Annotated in this window: 16 protein-coding genes and 1 tRNA gene; 16 read left to right on the top strand and 1 reads right to left on the bottom strand. The window is 44.9% G+C overall.

Annotated elements, in window-relative coordinates; translation table 11 throughout:
* Positions 1–186 precede the first annotated feature (186 nt).
* From AC438_RS07150 to folX, 3 genes are all read left to right on the top strand, one after another.
* On the top strand, positions 187–2,583 hold the full coding sequence (locus AC438_RS07150) for a VWA domain-containing protein (RefSeq protein ID WP_162230701.1): 2,397 nt from the start codon (positions 187–189) through the stop codon (positions 2,581–2,583).
* Between the two features lie 433 nt (positions 2,584–3,016).
* The gene (gene folE, locus AC438_RS07145; RefSeq protein WP_053980560.1) at positions 3,017–3,655 is read left to right on the top strand and encodes a GTP cyclohydrolase I FolE; all 639 of its coding nucleotides are present in this window, start codon (positions 3,017–3,019) and stop codon (positions 3,653–3,655) included.
* A gap of 3 nt (positions 3,656–3,658) precedes the next feature.
* Positions 3,659–4,051, top strand: coding sequence for a dihydroneopterin triphosphate 2'-epimerase (gene folX, locus AC438_RS07140; protein ID WP_053980559.1), 393 nt, complete (start codon positions 3,659–3,661; stop codon positions 4,049–4,051).
* A gap of 243 nt (positions 4,052–4,294) precedes the next feature.
* Here the strand turns inward: folX and AC438_RS07135 are convergent, their stop codons facing one another.
* Positions 4,295–5,737, bottom strand: coding sequence for a TonB family protein (locus AC438_RS07135; RefSeq protein ID WP_053980558.1), 1,443 nt, complete (start codon positions 5,735–5,737; stop codon positions 4,295–4,297).
* A gap of 555 nt (positions 5,738–6,292) precedes the next feature.
* Between AC438_RS07135 and AC438_RS07130 the strand changes: the two genes are divergently transcribed.
* From AC438_RS07130 to AC438_RS07070, 13 genes are all read left to right on the top strand, one after another.
* On the top strand, positions 6,293–6,499 hold the full coding sequence (locus AC438_RS07130) for a hypothetical protein (RefSeq protein WP_156317022.1): 207 nt from the start codon (positions 6,293–6,295) through the stop codon (positions 6,497–6,499).
* A gap of 153 nt (positions 6,500–6,652) precedes the next feature.
* Complete coding sequence (locus AC438_RS07125) at positions 6,653–7,237, top strand: hypothetical protein (RefSeq protein ID WP_156317021.1); 585 nt, start codon at positions 6,653–6,655, stop codon at positions 7,235–7,237.
* Between the two features lie 48 nt (positions 7,238–7,285).
* Entirely contained in the window at positions 7,286–8,344 is a 1,059-nt protein-coding gene (dinB, locus tag AC438_RS07120) for a DNA polymerase IV (protein WP_053980555.1), read from the top strand.
* Positions 8,345–8,574: 230 nt separating this feature from the next.
* Positions 8,575–9,009: an ExbD/TolR family protein gene (locus tag AC438_RS07115; protein WP_053980554.1), complete on the top strand. Its 435-nt coding sequence runs from the start codon at positions 8,575–8,577 to the stop codon at positions 9,007–9,009.
* A 642-nt stretch (positions 9,010–9,651) separates the two neighbouring features.
* On the top strand, positions 9,652–12,243 hold the full coding sequence (gene alaS, locus AC438_RS07110) for an alanine--tRNA ligase (RefSeq protein WP_053980553.1): 2,592 nt from the start codon (positions 9,652–9,654) through the stop codon (positions 12,241–12,243).
* Between the two features lie 268 nt (positions 12,244–12,511).
* On the top strand, positions 12,512–13,735 hold the full coding sequence (locus AC438_RS07105; RefSeq protein WP_053980552.1) for an aspartate kinase: 1,224 nt from the start codon (positions 12,512–12,514) through the stop codon (positions 13,733–13,735).
* Positions 13,736–13,953: 218 nt separating this feature from the next.
* Positions 13,954–14,157, top strand: a complete 204-nt coding sequence (gene csrA, locus AC438_RS07100; protein ID WP_053980551.1) for a carbon storage regulator CsrA — start codon at positions 13,954–13,956, stop codon at positions 14,155–14,157.
* A 345-nt stretch (positions 14,158–14,502) separates the two neighbouring features.
* Positions 14,503–14,593, top strand: a tRNA-Ser gene (locus tag AC438_RS07095).
* 812 nt (positions 14,594–15,405) lie between these two features.
* Entirely contained in the window at positions 15,406–15,858 is a 453-nt protein-coding gene (locus tag AC438_RS07090; protein ID WP_172676742.1) for a type II secretion system protein, read from the top strand.
* A gap of 103 nt (positions 15,859–15,961) precedes the next feature.
* Entirely contained in the window at positions 15,962–16,417 is a 456-nt protein-coding gene (locus tag AC438_RS07085) for a type II secretion system protein (RefSeq protein ID WP_053980550.1), read from the top strand.
* The gene (locus AC438_RS07080; protein WP_238376342.1) at positions 16,414–16,950 is read left to right on the top strand and encodes a type II secretion system protein; all 537 of its coding nucleotides are present in this window, start codon (positions 16,414–16,416) and stop codon (positions 16,948–16,950) included. The genes AC438_RS07085 and AC438_RS07080 overlap by 4 nt, the downstream gene beginning before the upstream one ends.
* Positions 16,950–17,816, top strand: coding sequence for a PulJ/GspJ family protein (locus AC438_RS07075; RefSeq protein WP_053980549.1), 867 nt, complete (start codon positions 16,950–16,952; stop codon positions 17,814–17,816). Before AC438_RS07080 ends, AC438_RS07075 begins: the two co-directional genes overlap by 1 nt.
* Positions 17,817–17,826: 10 nt before the next feature.
* Positions 17,827–18,327: a hypothetical protein gene (locus AC438_RS07070; RefSeq protein WP_156317020.1), complete on the top strand. Its 501-nt coding sequence runs from the start codon at positions 17,827–17,829 to the stop codon at positions 18,325–18,327.
* Positions 18,328–18,339 lie beyond the last annotated feature (12 nt).

Raw genomic sequence — 18,339 nt, 5'->3', positions numbered from 1 at the left:
ATTGAGTCTGAATTAATCGATATTTGATTGGTGAAAAATTGGGTTGAATACTTTTGAAATGATGGATGATTTTTACGGGCACAAGGTTAATTAGCTATGAGGTTAGGTGTGCGGCATATGGGCAGATGGCAAATACAGAGCAGAGAGAGAGTACATGGTATCTGTAGTGCGTTATTGACGATGCTTATGATATTGCTGCTTGTTATATCGTCACTTTTATTATCAACACCTAGTATTGCTGATAATGAAGCCGATGTACGATTAGTGATTGATATTTCCGGTAGTATGAAGCGCAACGACCCTCAAAATTTGCGTCAACCTGCGGTTGAGATGTTGATGGAACTACTGCCTGATGGTAGTCATGCGGGTGTTTGGGCATTTGGTAAAGAAGTCAATATGTTGGTGCCATTTGGAACGGTTGATCAGCGATGGCGCGAAATGGCCACGGAGCGAGCTAAGAATATTAATTCTGTGGGGTTATATACTAATATTGGTGGGGCCTTAGAAAAGGCATCGCAAGTGAGTCCTGCTTCTCAAAAAAATGCGCATATTATTCTGTTAACCGATGGCATGGTTGATATCGATAAAGACCCCTCGGTGAATGAAAAAGAGTGGCGCCGTATTGTTGATGAAATTATTCCAGTGCTTAAAAAGCAAGGCTTTAGCGTACATACTGTAGCGCTTTCTGATAATGCCGACACTCACCTGATGAATAAATTATCATTGGCAACAGGTGGGCATGCCGGTGTTGCTAAAACAGCTGATGATTTAATGCCTGCTTTTTTAAAAGCTTTTGATGCTGCTTCGCCTTCGCAGCAACTGCCATTGGCGGGCAATCGCTTTGTGGTTGACTCATCTATTGAGGAGTTTACCGCTTTAATGTTTCGAGATAGCTCGCAAGAGATTATTAGCTTAGTTGGCCCAGACGATACGGTAATTAATGAAGGAGATTTAGATAAAGATATTGCTTGGCACCATACCGATAATTATGATCTAGTCACTATTACGCGACCTTTAGAGGGTGAGTGGGAGGTAAAGGGGGCACTCGCAAAAGGTAGTCGCATTACCGTAGTGAGTGATCTTAACTTACGAGTTAAGCCTTTGCCCTTGCAGGCGCCTGTGGGTAGTGAATTAGACCTTCAGCTGGCTTTGCAAGAAAATAACCAAGTAGTTTCGCGGGCTGATTTTTTAAAGTTATTGACGATCGAAGCGGCAAGTGGACTTAAAGCGAGCGCTACACCTAGTTGGCAATATACCTTTGATACTCAAAACTCGCCTAAGCGAGGTATTTTTAGTACTAAAATTAAAGGGTTTGTTGAGCCGGGTGATTATTTGGTGAGTGTTAAACTCGACGGCAAGAGTTTTAAGCGTAAGTTTTCTCATCAGCTTAAGATTAATATGCCGTTTACGGCGGATCTAATCAAGGGTTATAACGATAACAGTCAGATGCAATTTGTGCTTTTTGTCCGTAAAAACGCTGAGCATATTCGTGTTAAAAATACTCAAATTGCACTAACATTATCGACGCCTGATCGGCGCAAGCATGTATTACCATTAAAGCTCAATGCTACAGAAGAGTGGACTTATGCGATTATTCCAGAGCAAAGTGGTGTGCATAAGCTTGTTATACGTATTGCCGGTATAGACAACAACGGTGACGAATTTGAGTATATTATCGATGATTTATCGTTTAATTATGCGCCAAGTGCTGATTTTGAATCATTATTATTAGAAGAGCAAAGTGATGTTGAGACGATGTCTTCTGAAGCGTCGACTGAACCAGAGCAAGAAGATACTCAGTCGCGTGAGGCCAACGGCGAAGATGATGCTAGGAATATTGACCCCAAGGAGAGTGCGGCGGACGATGGCGCGCCATGGGTACTTTATACCGCATTAGGAATTGGGAACTTACTCCTGCTTATCGGTGGTTTTTTTGCCTTTAAAAAAATGCTGCGCTCAACCTCTGATATTAAAGAAGAGCCCACTTTACAGCCTGAAGAATCTTCAGCGTCTAAGGAGCCCAGTCCCGAACCACAAGAAGATAATGGCGATGCTGGCCCAATGCAGATGCAAGACCTTGAGGATGAGATTCCTCCTATGGAAGATTTAGAACCTGATTTGAATTTTGATGAAAATCCAGAGACAAGTGAAAATACAGACCAAGCGGCCGTTGACGATACATCGCGAGTGGACGAAGACTTTGACTTTGACCTATCAGCCTTAGATGGCAGCGCAGCATCGGAGCCTGATGGCGAAGTAGAGGGGCAGTTATCCAAAGAGCCCGAGGCATTAGGCGAGCCTGATGTTGAAACGCAAAGCGTTGATGAGCTATTTGATACAGCCGCAGCAGTAGAGGCTGGCATACCTGAGGAGCCTGAGGAGGATATGGCTCAAGCGATGCTTAAGGCTCAAGGGCTTGATTTAGCAGAAGATGAGCTTGACGATGCGATATCTAACTTGATTGATGAGCTAGATGAGCCGGAAGCGACGCCACTTAACAAGACGACTGACGCTGAAAAAGGCGCATTTAGCGGTGAAATTAATTTAGATGATTTTGATTTTGATGATGAAGATGACAAATAATAGCTCATCCAGCACGATTCGATAAATACCTTACGTACCTATAAGCACTCTCGGTGCTTATATACTCAGAAAATAATCCATCAGCACTCTATCAGGCGGTATTTTTCAGTTTGGCTGAGTGGTTAAGTTATTCTTTTGTTTGGGGGTATGTAAATACTTACTATTAAGCTTGTGATAACTCTAATTTTAAAGGGGCTGCAGGTCGCAGCACAGAGTAATGGTGTATATTGTGGGCTGATGCTTGGCTGTTTGCAGCAGGTCTTTGGAAGTGCAGTGCTTTCAAAGGTCGGTTTTAGTGGCGTTTAGCGGTACAATTTTGTTATTGATGCCGTTTGATCTGACGCGCGCGCTCAAAATGTGGTGACCTTGATCATCGCTCTTAGAATTGTGTGCGTATATTCGGCTGTTACTCAACTCCTTAAGGTTATAAAGAATGTTGCAAGAAGCAAAAACGGTGCGCGCAGCGCTAGAGGCAAAAGGTTTAGAAACGCCTCTTAAGCCCAACCATTTAAGTACAGAGCAAAAACAAGAAAAGCTAAAAGCACTGTTTACCCAAGTGACTGAAACTTTAGGTCTAGACCTTACGGACGATAGCTTGAGTGAGACGCCACACCGCATTGCAAAGATGTATATCAATGAAATATTCAGCGGCCTTGATTATCACAACTTTCCTAAAATAACCGTGATTGATAATAAAATGGGTACCGATGAGATGGTTATGGTGAGCGATATTGGCCTGACCAGTACATGCGAACACCATTTTGTCACTATTGACGGCTTTGCCAAAATCGCTTATTTACCGGCAGGTAAAATAATTGGGTTGTCTAAAATTAACCGCTTAGTGCGTTTTTTTGCTCAGCGACCACAGGTTCAAGAGCGCTTAACGCAGCAGATCTTAGTCGCTTTGCAAGCTCTATTAGAGACCGATAACGTAGCTGTTACGATTAACGCAACACATTACTGTGTAAAAGCGCGCGGCGTGATGGACTCTAATTCTATTACGCGAACAACAGCATTAGGTGGTACCTTTAAGGCTAATGCTACAACACGTGCAGAATTTTTGGCGGGATAAACCATGAATATACCAGCGATTATTCGGATTAAAAATTTACGTCTACGGACTTATATTGGCATTAAAGAAGAGGAGATTAATAATCGCCAAGATGTGATTATTAATGCTGTGATCCATTGCCAAGCTCAAGCAGCGGTGGAAAGTAATATTATCGCTGATGCCCTAAATTACCGCACAATTTGCAAGGCAATTATTACGCATATAGAGGATCAGCGCTTTGCTTTGCTTGAGCGTATGACCTATGAAATTTTAGAAATTGTTATGGCTCATCCAGATGTCATAAAAGCAGAGGTCGAAGTTGATAAAGTTGGTGCGCTCAGATATTCAGATTCTGTGTCAATGGCTTTAGGCGGTAAGCGTAAGCGTTGCGGTGAGCAGTGGGTGGCTGGATTTTAGTACAAGCTTCTTAGCCATAGCTTAAAGGCAATCATTGAATCTAAAAAGGCCATGAATTGAATCTTCATGGCCTTTTTTGTAACTGGTCTATTCAGGGTATCTTGCAACGAGTGATAGTGTTTATTCATTTATGCTGAGGTTGTTCATCAAAACCCTACAGTATGCGTTATTACACTAAAGGGCTTTGAGCTTATCAGGTTTTCAGTGCTTTATCGCTATGGCTTCTAAGCTATTCGATTTTGATTATTGAGCTCTTAAGGCAAACACAATAGGCACGGTGAATATAAAGCTATCACCCGTAATTGTCTCGGGCACTGCCGGATAGGGGCTGGCGCCTCTGATGGCCTTTTGCGCGGCTCTATCAAGTGACTTGACTCCGCTAGTCTCAGTAATTGCTTGATCAATGACTTTTCCTTTTCGATCAATGGTAACGGTCATTCTTACGGTACCTTGCTCGCTTTTACGTAAAGCAGAGTTAGGATATTTAGTTGTTTTACCGGTCCATTTGGTGAGCTTAGAAATATAGAGTTGACGAGATAGCAAATCAGCAGCGGTATAAGAAAAGTCATCACCTTCATTATCAAAAATATCATTACCAATCATCTGGCTCGAATTATCAGCGGTAAGCTTAGCCTCTTCTTTATTTGAGGTGGCGACCAGCGTGTCATTATCGAATATTTCTTTATCGACGAGGGTATCCTGAAGTGCCTCACTGCTATTATTGCGCTCTAGCACTTCTTGTGTGTCGCTTGTATCTACAGCATCCGTTATTATGTCTGTAATGGTGGCAGTATTTTTTATGACCGCAGAAGTTGTTGCTACAGCTGCAGGCGCTTCGGCTATAGAAGGTGTTGTAGGTGTGGCTGTTGTAGTTTTGTTTGTAGTTTTGTTTGTAGTTGTAGTTGTAGTTGTAGTTGTAGTGACTTTTAGTGTGTTATTTGTAGTTGCTGTAGTATTTTCTTTCGATACTAAGGCTTCAGTTAGGCTGCTAACACGCTCATTGGTTGTGCGTACACCGTTAAAGCGCGCTAATGTTTCTGACTCGATACTACCGGCTTGTAATAATGCCTTTTTAAAATTAGAAGATAAAGGCACAGGTCCAATCCACGATCGTAATAGTAAATCAAAAAAGCTGTTATCTTTAATAACACCAAGAGTCACACCATTAATACTCACAATGACACCTCGCCTAAACGTGCGTTCAATGGTGAGCGTGTCGTTCTTAATCAACTTAATTTTTAGCATATTGCTAAAATCGGCTAAATTCTGCGCGTGCTTTGACAGATCACTATTGCCGGCATTAATAGCAACGCCTTCAATCCATTGCCTTTGAAATTTACGCGATAGTAAACGCCTAGCCAGTACTTTTATTTCCATACGCTTGCGCTGGTTTGATAGTAGAATCTCTTTTGAATCTTTACTTAAGTCCTCAACATACAACCCAGCGATAAATTGATCTTTGCCTAATTCACTGTGCAAGGCGGCGCCGTTAAGGTTTAGCGCTGCACTAGAGGTGTTAGCAAATAGTGCACTGACAAATAAATAACATGCAATCAATAGAGGGCGAGTCGCGTATGTAAAAATACCATACGGTTTTATGCGTAAGCGTAATTTTGTGCAATGCCTGTGTAAAATAAAGTCACAAACACGTGTAAACCTTTGGGGGATTAAGTTGAGAGTCTGCATGGCTATCTCATTGTTGTATTTTATTATGGCTGTATAAAATATTTATTATGCGCTGTGCCTAGTAAATCATGCTGACAGTAATGCCATAAAGTTTAAGGCTGCGCAAGTTCTCTATTCACCTATCTGCAAGTTACTTATTGACTAGATACCATAATGCATTTTTTTTGCGATAAATGTATCACATTTTTATTTTTAATTTAAGTCGCTTGTATTATCACTCTATGTTTATGGCTGGCCTATAGCTGTTTTATAGTTTGGCTATCGCTACATCTCTGTGTGCTTGCTATTTTTAGCTATGCTTAAATTAAGGTTTTGACGGTATAGCTTTTGGTGTGTCAGTGTTGGTATTCACTGATTGGCGTCAATAAAATGAAATTGGCGACTAAAAACTATAGTAGATACGTTTTATTGAGAGCAACCTATGGCTGATGAAATTATGACTTTTGACGATCTAGCGCTAAGTTTTGGTCAGCACTTGCTACTGGATTTAATCCTGCCGATAAAACGATGGTCTTTGGTTGCGTTTTGGCTGGCTGCTTAATGGGTGATAGCCTCATGACTACTGCTGAGTCTGATGGTGTGTTTCCTCACTTAGATGAGTGGCAGCGCGTCGCCTTATTTATGACAACGGTGTTATTTATTGGCGAAGTGCTTACGCTATTGGCTTACCTCGATTTACCCGTCCAGATTAAATTTAAGCGTTTGCGCACCGCTAAGCGGGTGATAGTTACGCAGCCGATTTTAATCAATAATATCGATTAATGGGGTTTATTGTCCATACCATGCTAACGGGAGAGGTTGATGCCATACGTTAAAGCTGTAATAAAATTTCTTCAATGCATGCATTCACAGCTAATGACAGAGTATTGGCGTGTAGCTTGGCTATATATGATGTGTGTGATAGCGGCTTTTATCATGAGCTGCAGCGTTTGTGCCGAGCCCGTTGTGACGCAGCAAAAAGATAATACTGTAAGCTCACCAGTAGTCACTCATCTTGAAGAGGCTCAAAACCAGCATGTCACAAAAGTCCCCCTTAACGAAGATAAGTTGTGGCTACCAAGGAGGTATCAAAAATATCATCTGCCTTTGTTGCGCGCTGCAAAGGTTGCTTTGGCGCAACCGCGCTGTTATGAAATTAAGCGCGGGAGCTTAGATTTACGCCAAAGTGAGCCTAAACATGCTATTTATCGTTTTTTGTGTAAGCAAGCCTCGGGTAAAACCTATAGCGAAGTGATTGATGGGGTGACGTTTCAATCTTTGGTGCCGAGGCCTTCATCAGAAATAGTCTGCTATGAGCTTCTGATGGCACAAGTTAAAATGATGAAGCAAGTGCGATGGCTTAATGATACGGCTTTAACGGCAGGTGATGGAGAGCCTGAGCGCTATGAGTGGCAATTTGACTCAGTCGCTGTCGATGGTCAGCCTCTAAAATACAGTGCATTGTGTCAGTTAAATAGTGAGGCAATCGCAGAGCTTAAAATAATGCCTCGACGGGAATAAAGCTGCCCATTAAAATACTGTTTATCAATACAGTTTTTGGGGCTGTCAATGCGTAAAATTATTCATATTGATGCAGATTGCTTTTTTGCCGCTTTAGAAATGCGCGATAATACGGCGTTAACGCATGTTCCGATTGCCGTTGGCGGCAGTGCCCGCCGGCGGGGTGTTATTGCTACTTGTAATTACCCTGCGCGAAGCTTTGGTGTGCATAGCGCCATGGCAACAGCTTATGCCTTGCGCTTGTGTCCTCACTTGCATTTATTGCCCGCGCGTTTTGACGTGTACCGTCAGGCTTCGCAATCGATGCAGGCGATTTTTGCTGACTATACCGACCTTATTGAGCCGCTGTCTTTGGATGAAGCTTTTTTGGATGTGAGTCAGGCAAGCGCTTGTGCCGGTAGTGCAACTTTAATTGCACAAGAGATTCGCGCGCGTATTGCTTGTGAAGTGGGCATTACGGTTTCCGCAGGCGTTGCAAATAACAAATTCTTAGCTAAAGTGGCGAGTGATTGGCAAAAGCCAGATGGCATCACAGTGATTACGCCTGAGCAAAATGATGCCTTTAGCTGTGCCTTGCCAGTCAAAAAACTCAATGGCGTGGGTAAAGTAACCGCCCATAAGCTAGAGCAAATGGGGTTGTATACCTGTGCTGATTTACGAGCAGCGGGTAAAGCGGTATTACTTGATCGCTTTGGTCGCTTTGGTGAGCTTTTATATGAGCGCTCGTACGGTATTGATGAGCGCGAAGTACAAAAGAGTCGCACACGAAAGTCTATTAGCGTAGAGCATACCTATGCTGAAGATTTCAATGCACAAGGTTGTGCTCAACATATAGAGCCGCTACTGCAGGCGCTCAAAGAGCGCATACGCAAGTGCGAAGCTGCGAAGGCGGTGCATAAGTTATTTGTGAAGGTGAAGTTTGCCGATTTTACCGTTACCACCCTTGAGCGCAGCGCACATAGTGTCAGTATTGAAGTTTTTGGGTTGCTGTTAGAGCAAGCTGTTGCGCGTTCGGCGCAAAAGATTAGGTTGCTCGGCTTCGGTGTTAGGTTGATGCAAGGTAACGTGCAGGATCAGCCCTCAGAGCAATTGATGCTATTTGGTTAATTTTTTGCCTTTAGAAAATCATCCACAAGCATAAAAACTTCATGTAGAATGGGTCGCTCGAGGGGGAGTGTAAGCGTAATGCGCTATTATCCCAATACGCAGGCTTAATGAGGTCGCTCTATGAGCTAACCCTGTTAAGTCACAAAACATTTAGCGAGATTAAAGTAGTCAGATAAAAAAGCGAGAGATCTTTGATCATCCCGCATCTAGGCTTCTGTGGAGACGGTATTGTGAGTCGTAGAAAGCGTAATCGCCAGGAAGATGCCGATAAGGCAGACATCGATTTAACCCCCATGTTGGACGTTGTGTTCATCATGCTTATCTTCTTTATCGTAACGGCTTCGTTCGTTAAAGAGCAAACTATTAATGTTAACGTGCCTGATCCAAATCAAGCCGAGCAACCCCCAAATCCTGACTCTCCCGAGAGTATTTTGATTGTGGTTAGCGCACAAAACGATATTACTATTGATGGTCGCCGTGTTGATTTGCGTGCTGTTCGTTCACTTGTTGCACAAAAGAAAGCCGAAAGCCCTGAGTCGAGCGTTGTTGTACGTGCACATGAAGACTCAAGTGCTGAAATCTATGTAGGCATTGCCGATGCCGCCTATGCCGCTAATGTGGGGGGTGTTTCTTTAGTGCCTTACAATGATAAGAAAAAGCGTTAAAGCTCAGCGCTTACGCAAAAAACGCTATGCCTTTTGGGTGTAGCGTTTTTTTTTGCCCCAAGTTAGGGGCTTGATGAGCTATAGCGATAGATGACTGTATCGCTGATCGGCCTTTATCGTCATAGAGGTTCTGAAGGAATAAAGGCCAATAGCAAGGCTAGATCGCTAGAGCGGTGAGCGATTCTACCGCGCTTGTTAAGGTAGATAAAAAGGTGACTCCGATAAACTTGTAGTCGCGAGTACTAAGGCGTAAGGCAGGACCATAATGACTGTACGGCATACGATCACTCAATCAGCGATACTAAACTGAGGCTCGTTCATAAAAATGCCGTTTGACCTTGGGGGTAGCTCAACCACTAAATAAGCTGCTGTAAAAGCTCGCTCAGAGTGAGTCTCTGCGCAGACGGGTAAAGCAAGTGAGTAAGAGGGTTAATAGATACAATCTATTCATTAAGCCGCTTGCTTGATGAGTGCCAAATGGTGTGCAAGGCCTTATACTAAGTCTTTTTTGCCGATGGACTACTGTTTTTTGTTGTTATTGATATGGACCTAGACTGGCCTAGCGCCACGATTTAAGGCTATTAATGCTCAATCAGTTGCTAAAGGCAAGTTCACCGCTAATGATTTTACGAGACTTAATTCATGCAGAGTTCTGATATTCGCAAGGCGTTTTTAGACTTTTTCGCCAGTAAAGGCCATCAAATTGTACCCAGTAGTTCTCTGGTCCCCGAAAACGACCCTACATTGCTCTTTACTAATGCGGGTATGAACCAATTTAAAGATGTTTTTTTGGGCGCCGAAAAGCGCACTTACAGTCGTGCCACCAGCTCGCAACGCTGTGTGCGTGCTGGCGGTAAGCATAATGATCTTGAAAACGTAGGGTATACCGCGCGCCACCATACTTTTTTTGAAATGCTGGGCAATTTTAGCTTTGGTGATTACTTTAAGCGTGATGCTATCTTTTTTGCTTGGGAATTCCTCACCCAAGTCATGCAGCTTCCGGCCGAAAAGCTCTGGATTACCGTTCATATTAGCGATGATGAAGCCGCCGATATTTGGCAAAAAGAAGTCGGCGTTAGTCCCGAGCGCTTTTCGCGTTTAGACGAGGATAATTTTTGGCAAATGGGTGATACCGGTCCTTGTGGCCCCAGCTCCGAAATTTTTTATGATCATGGCGCTGATGTGCCGGGTGGCCCACCGGGTAGCGAAAATGACGATTTAGACCGCTATATAGAAATCTGGAACCTAGTATTCATGCAGTATGAGCGTCAGGCCAGCGGTGAATTGATGCCTTTACCTAAACCATCTGTCGATACGGGTATGGGGCTCGAGCGTATCTCAGCCATTATGCAAGGCGTTCATACGAACTACGAAATTGACTTATTTCAAGCGCTTATTAAGGCGGCCGCGAAAGCGTGCGCGGTAAATGACTTACAGCACAAGTCGCTACGCGTTATTGCCGACCATATCCGCTCGTGCGCCTTCTTGGTTTCTGATGGTGTCATTCCTTCTAATGAAGGCCGCGGTTATGTGCTGCGTCGTATTGTGCGTCGGGCTATTCGTCATGGTCACAAACTAGGGCAAAAAGGGTTATTCTTTGCCGATTTAGTACCAGCATTAGTGGAGCAAATGGGGCAGGCTTACCCCGAGTTGAATCAAAAGCAAGCGCAAATCGAAAAGGTCTTGCGCACTGAAGAAGAGCAGTTTTCTAAAACACTCGATAAGGGAATGAAAATTCTCGAAGAGCAGCTGGCAAAGCTAAATAGTGCAGTCATTCCTGGGGACTTAGTTTTTAAGCTTCACGATACGTTTGGTTTCCCCGTTGATCTCACCAATGATATCGCCCGCGAGCGCGATTTAACAATTGATATTACAGCGTACGAAACGCTTATGGCCGCTCAGCGTGCAGGTGCAGCGGGCAACCAATTTCAGTTAGATTACACTAAAACGTTAACGCTAGAGGGTAAAACCGACTTTAAAGGCTACGACACTCTCGAGGCGCGCTCCGAGATTATCGCTTTGGTTATTGACGGCGAGCAGCAAAAGATAGCAACAGCCGGGCAAAAGCTCAGTGTGGTGCTTGAGGCCACGCCGTTTTATGCTAATTCGGGTGGACAGGTAGGGGATACGGGCTATTTACGCGTTGGTGATGCTTGTTTTGAGGTGCATGACTGCCGCAAGGCTGGCGATCATTTTTTACATATCGGTGTATTGCAAGCAGGTACGCTTACAGTGGGTGATCTTGCGCTTGCCCAGGTGGATGCTCATGTGCGTGCCGCAACGGCTCTTAATCACTCGGCGACACACTTAGTGCACGCTGCGCTGCGAAAAGTGTTGGGCGAGCATGTGAGCCAAAAAGGTTCACTGGTTGATAGCCAGCGTTTACGGTTTGATTTTGCGCATTTTGAAGCAATGACTACCGCGCAAATAGCGGAAGTTGAAGCGATGGTCAATGCTCAAATACGCGCCAATACCGAGGTGAAAACCGACTTGTGCACTATGGATGAAGCTAAGGCAAAAGGGGCTATGGCGTTATTTGGTGAAAAATACGGCGACAGTGTGCGAGTATTAACAATGGGCGCCGATGAATTCTCGATGGAGCTGTGTGGCGGTATTCATGCGCAGCGCACTGGTGATATTGGCTTATTTAAGATTGTTAGCGAGGCGGGCACCGCTGCAGGGGTACGTCGGATTGAGGCTGTAACCGGTGAGCAGGCCTTGCAAGTGATCAATAATACCGCTGCGCTGATGGCGAATATTGCCAGTCAAATGAAGGCTTCGCCCGAGCAGTTGGCCGAAAAGCTCAGCGTTTTAATGCAGCAAAATAAAGAGCTGCTTAAAGAGGTGGGTGGTTTAAAAGCCAAGTTAGCCGGCTTTGCCGCCGCCGAGTGGGTGGCTGAAGCTGTAGAGGTTAACGGTATTAAGGTGCTCGCCAAGCGCGTTGAAGGCCTCGATGCGAATGCTCAATTGGATGCCGTAGATCAGCTTAAAAATAAGTTAGGCGCTGCCGTTGTTTTATTGGTAAACGTTGATGGAGATAAGGCCAGTGTTATTGCGGGGGTGACTAAAGCTGAGTCTAAAAAGTATAAAGCGGGTGATTTAATGCGTGAATTTGCGCAAAAAACAGGCGGTAAAGGCGGTGGTCGGCCCGATATGGCGCGCGGAGCTTGCCCAGTAAACACTTTGTTGGATGAGGCTTTAGCTCAAGTGGTTGATTGGGTGGCTAGTCGGTAGCAAAATACGGCTAAAACATAAATAAAGAATAAGAAACCCTTTAATTGTAATTAAATGTTAACAATTGTCGCCAATTGGTGTTTAATTGGCGCGTTTTTTTGTCCGTTAAAAGCGGGCGCGGCACTTAAGTCTCTTGGAGTGTTTAAGTATTGTATTTTTTGCATATGATGAGCTGCTGACGTTGTGATTTATAAAGGTGTTTTTAAAAGCGCTTTTGTTAGAGGCGTAGCATCAAAAAGTAATCATTATTGAAAGGTGTGGTGAATCAATGGGCTTAATTGTTCAAAAATACGGCGGTACTTCGGTCGGTACGGTCGAGCGTATTCAGGCGGTGGCCGACAAAGTGATAGGTTTTCGTAAAGCCGGTCACGACATTGTTGTCGTTGTTTCAGCGATGAGCGGCGAAACCAATCGTTTATTGGGTTTGGCAAATCAAATGCAACAAACGCCGGATGCTCGTGAACTCGACGTACTGGTGTCGACCGGTGAGCAAGTGACTATTGCGTTGTTGTGCATGGCACTGAAAGAGCGCGGTCAAGATGCTCGCTCTTATACGGGCGGTCAAGTGCGTATATTGACTGATGACGCGCACACCAAAGCACGTATTAAATCGATTGATGACGCCAATATGCGTGCCGATTTGAACTTGGGGCGCGTGGTGGTAGTGGCCGGTTTTCAGGGGGTTGATGAGGCAGGTAATATCACAACACTTGGACGTGGTGGCTCTGATACGACAGGTGTTGCTTTGGCGGCCGCACTAAAGGCCGATGAGTGCCAAATCTACACCGATGTCGATGGCGTATATACTACTGACCCTCGTGTAGCCGATAAGGCCCGCCGATTAGACCGTATTACCTTTGAAGAAATGCTTGAAATGGCCAGTTTAGGCTCCAAAATCTTACAGATTCGCTCTGTTGAGTTTGCGGGTAAATACCAAGTCCCTTTACGAGTATTGTCGAGCTTTGAAGACGGCCCTGGTACTTTGATTACTATTGATGAGGATCTTTCAGATATGGAACAACCGGTTGTTTCTGGCATTGCCTTTAACCGCGACGAAGCTAAGCTCTCTATTCGCGGTGTCCCTGACTCACCAGGCGTGGCCTCCAAGGTATTAGCGCCTATTGGCGAGGCCAATATCGAAGTCGATGTTATCGTTCAAAATATGGCTGCTGACAGCACCAATGATATAACCTTTACTGTTCATCGCAATGACCTAGCCAAAGCGCAAGCCGTGCTCGAGCAAGTGGCTAAAGAGCTGAATGCTCGTGAAGTGATAGGTGATGCCACAGTGGTGAAGGTGTCGGTTGTGGGGGTCGGCATGCGCTCTCATGCAGGCGTTGCCTCGACAATGTTTAATGCTCTAGCCGCAGAAAATATTAATATCCAGCTAATTACAACATCAGAAATTAAAATATCTGTTGTTATCGAGGAAAAGTACCTTGAGTTAGCGGTTCGTAGTTTGCACTCAGCATTTGGCTTAGATACTGAGTAATCTGTGCATTTGCAGTGGTTCGTCTATGCTTATAAAGCGCTATTAGGATGGGCGGCTGTAATTCCCTTCGGGGTGGTTGGAATGCGATCCAAATAATAATTGATCAAAAAATGATCTACCCTATACTAAAAACATAATGGGTCGCAAGTAATGCCGCGTTAGCTACCAAGCCATAAATGCTAGCAATCTCTCACAGGATGAATAAAAGGAGAAATAACATGTTAATTTTAACCCGTCGAATCGGTGAAACACTTATGGTAGGTGACGACGTTACCGTAACTGTATTAGGTGTAAAAGGTAATCAGGTGCGCATTGGTGTGAATGCGCCAAAAGAAATTGCCGTACATCGAGAAGAAATTTATCAGCGTATTCAGCGCGAAAAAGCCATGCAAGCTCAACCGATTGAGCCTGGCAATAGCTAAGCGCTAACAACGAGCTGTTTAGACTGCTGTTTTTTGTAAAACCCCGCCTAGGTCACTAGGTGGGGTTTTTTGTATATTAGAGAGCTAAATGCATACATTTAGCTCTCCATTTGTATAAATAACGCTCTATTTATCCGCTAATTTAAAAAAAGTATAATTATTGTTTGTTAACGTTTGATTTTTGCAAAAAAGTTGATATGATGCGCGCCATTGTTAAGAACAAAGCGTTACTTAACTGCCTGATTAATAAAGACTTATAGTAATGTTTATATATTAGGTGGTTGTTAAATGAAGTAGTTGCTACGACTTAGCATGGATTCTATTATTTAACAGTAATAGGTTCGCGGAGAGGTGGCCGAGTGGCCGAAGGCGCTCCCCTGCTAAGGGAGTATACCCTAATCCGGTATCGAGGGTTCGAATCCCTCCCTCTCCGCCATTTCCTATATTATGGAAACTCGCCTACTCAATATTCCAAATGCTACAGTACTAAATACTTTTTTTACTGGCTAGCTGTCTAAATAAGCCTTATTTGTATAAAAACCCTACGGTGTTCACCTGCGCTATGCTGTACGCGCTTTATTAAATCTGACACTGTTGACCGACTGATTAAATCTTGCTGCCTTAAATGCCAGCACACTGTAAGGCTTCAGTGTGTATGTACATTTCAAGCTGAAAGTTAAAATATCCTTGTTATTTCTGTGCTGTACCCTTCTATTTATTCTCTAGGTCGTTCTGTTTATTCTCTGCGCTACTCCATTTATTCTCTAGGCTACCCCATTTATCGTTCTGTATTCTATGGGCGTGATATAACCAATAGCTTTTATTTTATTATTATTGGGCTCTAATTAGTTATGCATTGCTTTTTTTTAGAGGTATAAAGAGTGTTAATTTAATTTTTTGCTGCTTCTTGTTCTTATTAATAACTGCTATTGAGTTTTTCTACCGATATTCCATTTTTTTCATCTTACAGATTTTACGGTACTTCTCTCATTCCGTTTTGTACTAACTTGGCGTGTTCCAAATTGCGACTAAGCTTGAATTAAAGGGAAGTTGAGCGTGGCGCTATCAGGATGATGCCTAGGCTGACGATTTTATTGAGCTTTACCTTGAATGAGCTTGTGGTGGTACGCGGTGATGCACAGCGACGACTATAAGCGTCTTCTGAGATGTAAGGTATTCGCGAAAAATTGTCACCCAGTTAAATGGGCTTATTGAGCGCGTTTTACGATTTACTTTGGAGATAAATTCATGGTTCAGCAGCGAGTTGGTTTTAAAGATATGAGTAGTAATAAAATGCAGTCAGGTTTTACATTGATTGAGCTAATAGCAGTGATTGTTATTTTAGGGATTTTGGCGGCCACCGCGGTGCCACGATTTGTCAATTTACAGGATGAAGCGGCTCAAGCGGCAGTCAACGGTGTAGCAGGAAGCCTAGAAAGTGCCTCTGCGCTTAATCATGCGGTTGCGGTTGCGGTTGCTGCTGGCTTAACCACTAATGCCAGTGACCCTTTTTATAATATAGCTAATTGCAGCGAGGCGGGAATACTACTGCAAAATGGCTCTTTGCCAACAGGTTACACAGTAGCCGCACTGGCTGTTGCGGTAGGTGCAACGGTTGAGTGTACGCTTTCTGGTCCTGCCCCCAACCCTAAAACAGCCCCCTTTGTTGTTATTGGGACAACCGGTGGTACTGATCCATAACTGTAGTGCTAATAAGGTGTTGAGCGTGCTTAATACTGCAATTGCACTAGAATTAATCTAATAGTTATTAACCATTAACTGATTAGAGGTGGGTGAGTGTTACATGAGAGGCACGGTGCAGGCTCGGTGGCAAAAAGGATTTACGTTAATTGAGCTTATTGCTGTTATGGTGATTATTGCTGTTATTACGGTAACAGCAACAATTCGACTAATGCCTAGCTCTTTATTTGAGTTGCAAGCGGCGCGGGACCAGCTGGTTACCGCGCTTTTTTATGCGCAGCAAAAAGCACTCTATAGTCCCTTGGCGGTACGGGTTATTACTCTGGGGCGCTCTGTGGATGTGCGAGTTGATGCCGATGCCGATGGTGTGTTTAGTGCAGCAGAAAGCATCCGGTTTGGGGCGGTTCAGTACCCGTTAGATTTTGCCGGTGGCGTTTCTGTCTCTTCGCATACACTGAATTACAGTGCGCTAGGCGAGGTGCCGGCGGCCTCGCTCACACTAACGCGTGGCTCAAAAACAGTGGCTGTGACCGTCAGTGAGTCGGGGTATGCGCAATGATGCATGGGAGAGGGGGGGGTAAGGCGACTGGGCAAAGGTCTAAAGGGCGCCCTGGAGCTCCCAGTTTTATCTATCGGGCTTATCAAGCGGGCGTCACTCTTATAGAGGTGATTGTTTTTATCGTGGTTGTCAATTTGGCTTTTGTTGCTGTTATGCAGGTGTATGGGCAGGCCATTGTTAATAGTGTTGACCCTGTTATTCGGGTGCGGGCCATTGAGCTGGCGCGTGCTACGTTAGATGAGGTGTTAGCGCGGCGCTTCGATGAAAATACACCCGCCGGCGGTATTCCCGCTTGCGGCTCTGCTGACGGTGTGGCTTGCTCTGGGATTGTGGCTGACTCGGCTTATGATGATGTGGGTGATTTTGACGGTTATATCGATAACAGCGCGACCGCATTTCCTATTGTGGTTTCGGTGGTTGAGGCAGGCGATGATTTGGGGTTATCTGTCAATATGGCCAGAAAGATCACGGTAACCGTCAGTATGCCCGATGGTCATCGTGTGAGCCTAGCCGCTTACAAGGTAAACTATTAATGATCGGTTTGGCTGAATATGCAGATCGGCCTGCGAAAAGACTGGCGCTTGCTGCTTGGTCGCAACGCTCGCATATAAAAGCTCGATCGCCGCAAGGCTTCACATTGGTGGAGTTAATTGCGGTAATCGTTATTTTGGCGATAACATCGGTGCTAGGTGCAGGTTTTATTACGAGTGTTATAGAGCAGTATCAAAAGGCGCAAATACGCTCTGAGCTGGTATTGAAGGGGTCGGTGGCATTGGAACAGCTCACCCGACAATTGCGAATGTCTGTGCCCAATTCGTTGAGGGTGAGCGCCAGCGGGGCTTGTGTAGAGTTTTTACCCTTGCTAGGTGGCGCTTTTTATCATGCTCAGGTGCCTGATTCGGCCAACGGTATGGCGCCAGCATCTGCCGTGTCTACAATGAGTTTTTCACTGGGCGCAGCAGTGCCTAAACATGTGCTGGTGTCTCCGTTATCCACATCCGAGATCTATCGTGTCTCGTCACCTGCTGCGCGAGTAACGGCGGGTGATTTTGGGGTTGAGCCTTATACTCAAGCGGTGTTTAGTGCGGCGCATAGTTTTATTCGTAATTCGCTCAATCATCGATTGCTCATTGCTGCTGACCCTAAGCGCTTTTGTGTGGGGGGCGATAAACTGGTGCGCTATCAAGACTATGGGTTATCGGTGGCGACTCTGACTGACGGCTCGCCTGGAGGTCAGGAGGTGTTAATGTCAACGGGGGTGGCTGCTGGCTCGCCAGCGTTTGAGCTATCGCTAGGTAGCGAGGATCGTAATAGTGCGCTTGAAGTGGCATTGGTCTTTAGTGACCGCGGTGAGCAAATTACCTTGACCGGTAGGGTGTTGGTGCGCAATGTTCCTTAGTTGGAGGCGTGTGATCAAAGTGCATCTTAGTCTTGGTGTGAGTGCTAATGGCGCAATACTGCCTGTACGTTTGAAGTCGCCAGGTTTGCGGCGTCAGCAGGCTGGGTTTTTAATACCATTGGCTTTATTTATTGTGGTAGCAGCGGCGACTTTGGGTGTGGCAATGGGGCAAATGGTTGCCGGCTCACGTTCATCAGCTATTTTAATGGCGTTAAATGCTCAGGCGTTATTTGCCGCCGATGTAGGGGTACAAACGGCAATGCATAAATTGCATTATGGTGTTGATACGCGTGCGGCTTCGGATGCATCTTGTGCCGCTATGACCGGTGATGTACTGACCTTGTCGGGCGAGGGTATGGCAGGGTGTCGTGTCACTGTGGGCTGCTCAATGTTGGTCAGTGATACGGGTGATGTGAGCTTATATACAGTGAACAGTCAGAGCGTGTGCGGTACCGGTGACTACGAAACGGGTCGGCGCATTCGCGCCGAATCTTATATGCAAAACCGTTAGATTCCATCTTTT

Origin of the sequence: Marinagarivorans algicola, from assembly GCF_001292705.1 — a bacterium.
Lineage (GTDB): Bacteria > Pseudomonadota > Gammaproteobacteria > Pseudomonadales > Cellvibrionaceae > Marinagarivorans > Marinagarivorans algicola.
This window is presented reverse-complemented; position numbering and strand designations above follow the sequence as displayed.

What these genes read in the sequence shown, in the direction of transcription:
- csrA (WP_053980551.1), top strand. Translation starts at nt 13,954, where the DNA reads ATGTTAATTTTAACCCGTCGAATCGGTGAAACACTTATGGTAGGTGAC.
- AC438_RS07105 (WP_053980552.1), top strand. Translation starts at nt 12,512, where the DNA reads ATGGGCTTAATTGTTCAAAAATACGGCGGTACTTCGGTCGGTACGGTC.
- AC438_RS07080 (WP_238376342.1), top strand. Translation starts at nt 16,414, where the DNA reads ATGATGCATGGGAGAGGGGGGGGTAAGGCGACTGGGCAAAGGTCTAAA.
- folE (WP_053980560.1), top strand. Translation starts at nt 3,017, where the DNA reads ATGTTGCAAGAAGCAAAAACGGTGCGCGCAGCGCTAGAGGCAAAAGGT.
- AC438_RS07090 (WP_172676742.1), top strand. Translation starts at nt 15,406, where the DNA reads ATGGTTCAGCAGCGAGTTGGTTTTAAAGATATGAGTAGTAATAAAATG.
- AC438_RS07150 (WP_162230701.1), top strand. Translation starts at nt 187, where the DNA reads ATGATATTGCTGCTTGTTATATCGTCACTTTTATTATCAACACCTAGT.
- AC438_RS07130 (WP_156317022.1), top strand. Translation starts at nt 6,293, where the DNA reads ATGACTACTGCTGAGTCTGATGGTGTGTTTCCTCACTTAGATGAGTGG.
- AC438_RS07135 (WP_053980558.1), bottom strand. Translation starts at nt 5,737, where the DNA reads ATGCAGACTCTCAACTTAATCCCCCAAAGGTTTACACGTGTTTGTGAC.
- dinB (WP_053980555.1), top strand. Translation starts at nt 7,286, where the DNA reads ATGCGTAAAATTATTCATATTGATGCAGATTGCTTTTTTGCCGCTTTA.
- AC438_RS07085 (WP_053980550.1), top strand. Translation starts at nt 15,962, where the DNA reads ATGAGAGGCACGGTGCAGGCTCGGTGGCAAAAAGGATTTACGTTAATT.
- alaS (WP_053980553.1), top strand. Translation starts at nt 9,652, where the DNA reads ATGCAGAGTTCTGATATTCGCAAGGCGTTTTTAGACTTTTTCGCCAGT.
- folX (WP_053980559.1), top strand. Translation starts at nt 3,659, where the DNA reads ATGAATATACCAGCGATTATTCGGATTAAAAATTTACGTCTACGGACT.
- AC438_RS07075 (WP_053980549.1), top strand. Translation starts at nt 16,950, where the DNA reads ATGATCGGTTTGGCTGAATATGCAGATCGGCCTGCGAAAAGACTGGCG.
- AC438_RS07125 (WP_156317021.1), top strand. Translation starts at nt 6,653, where the DNA reads ATGAGCTGCAGCGTTTGTGCCGAGCCCGTTGTGACGCAGCAAAAAGAT.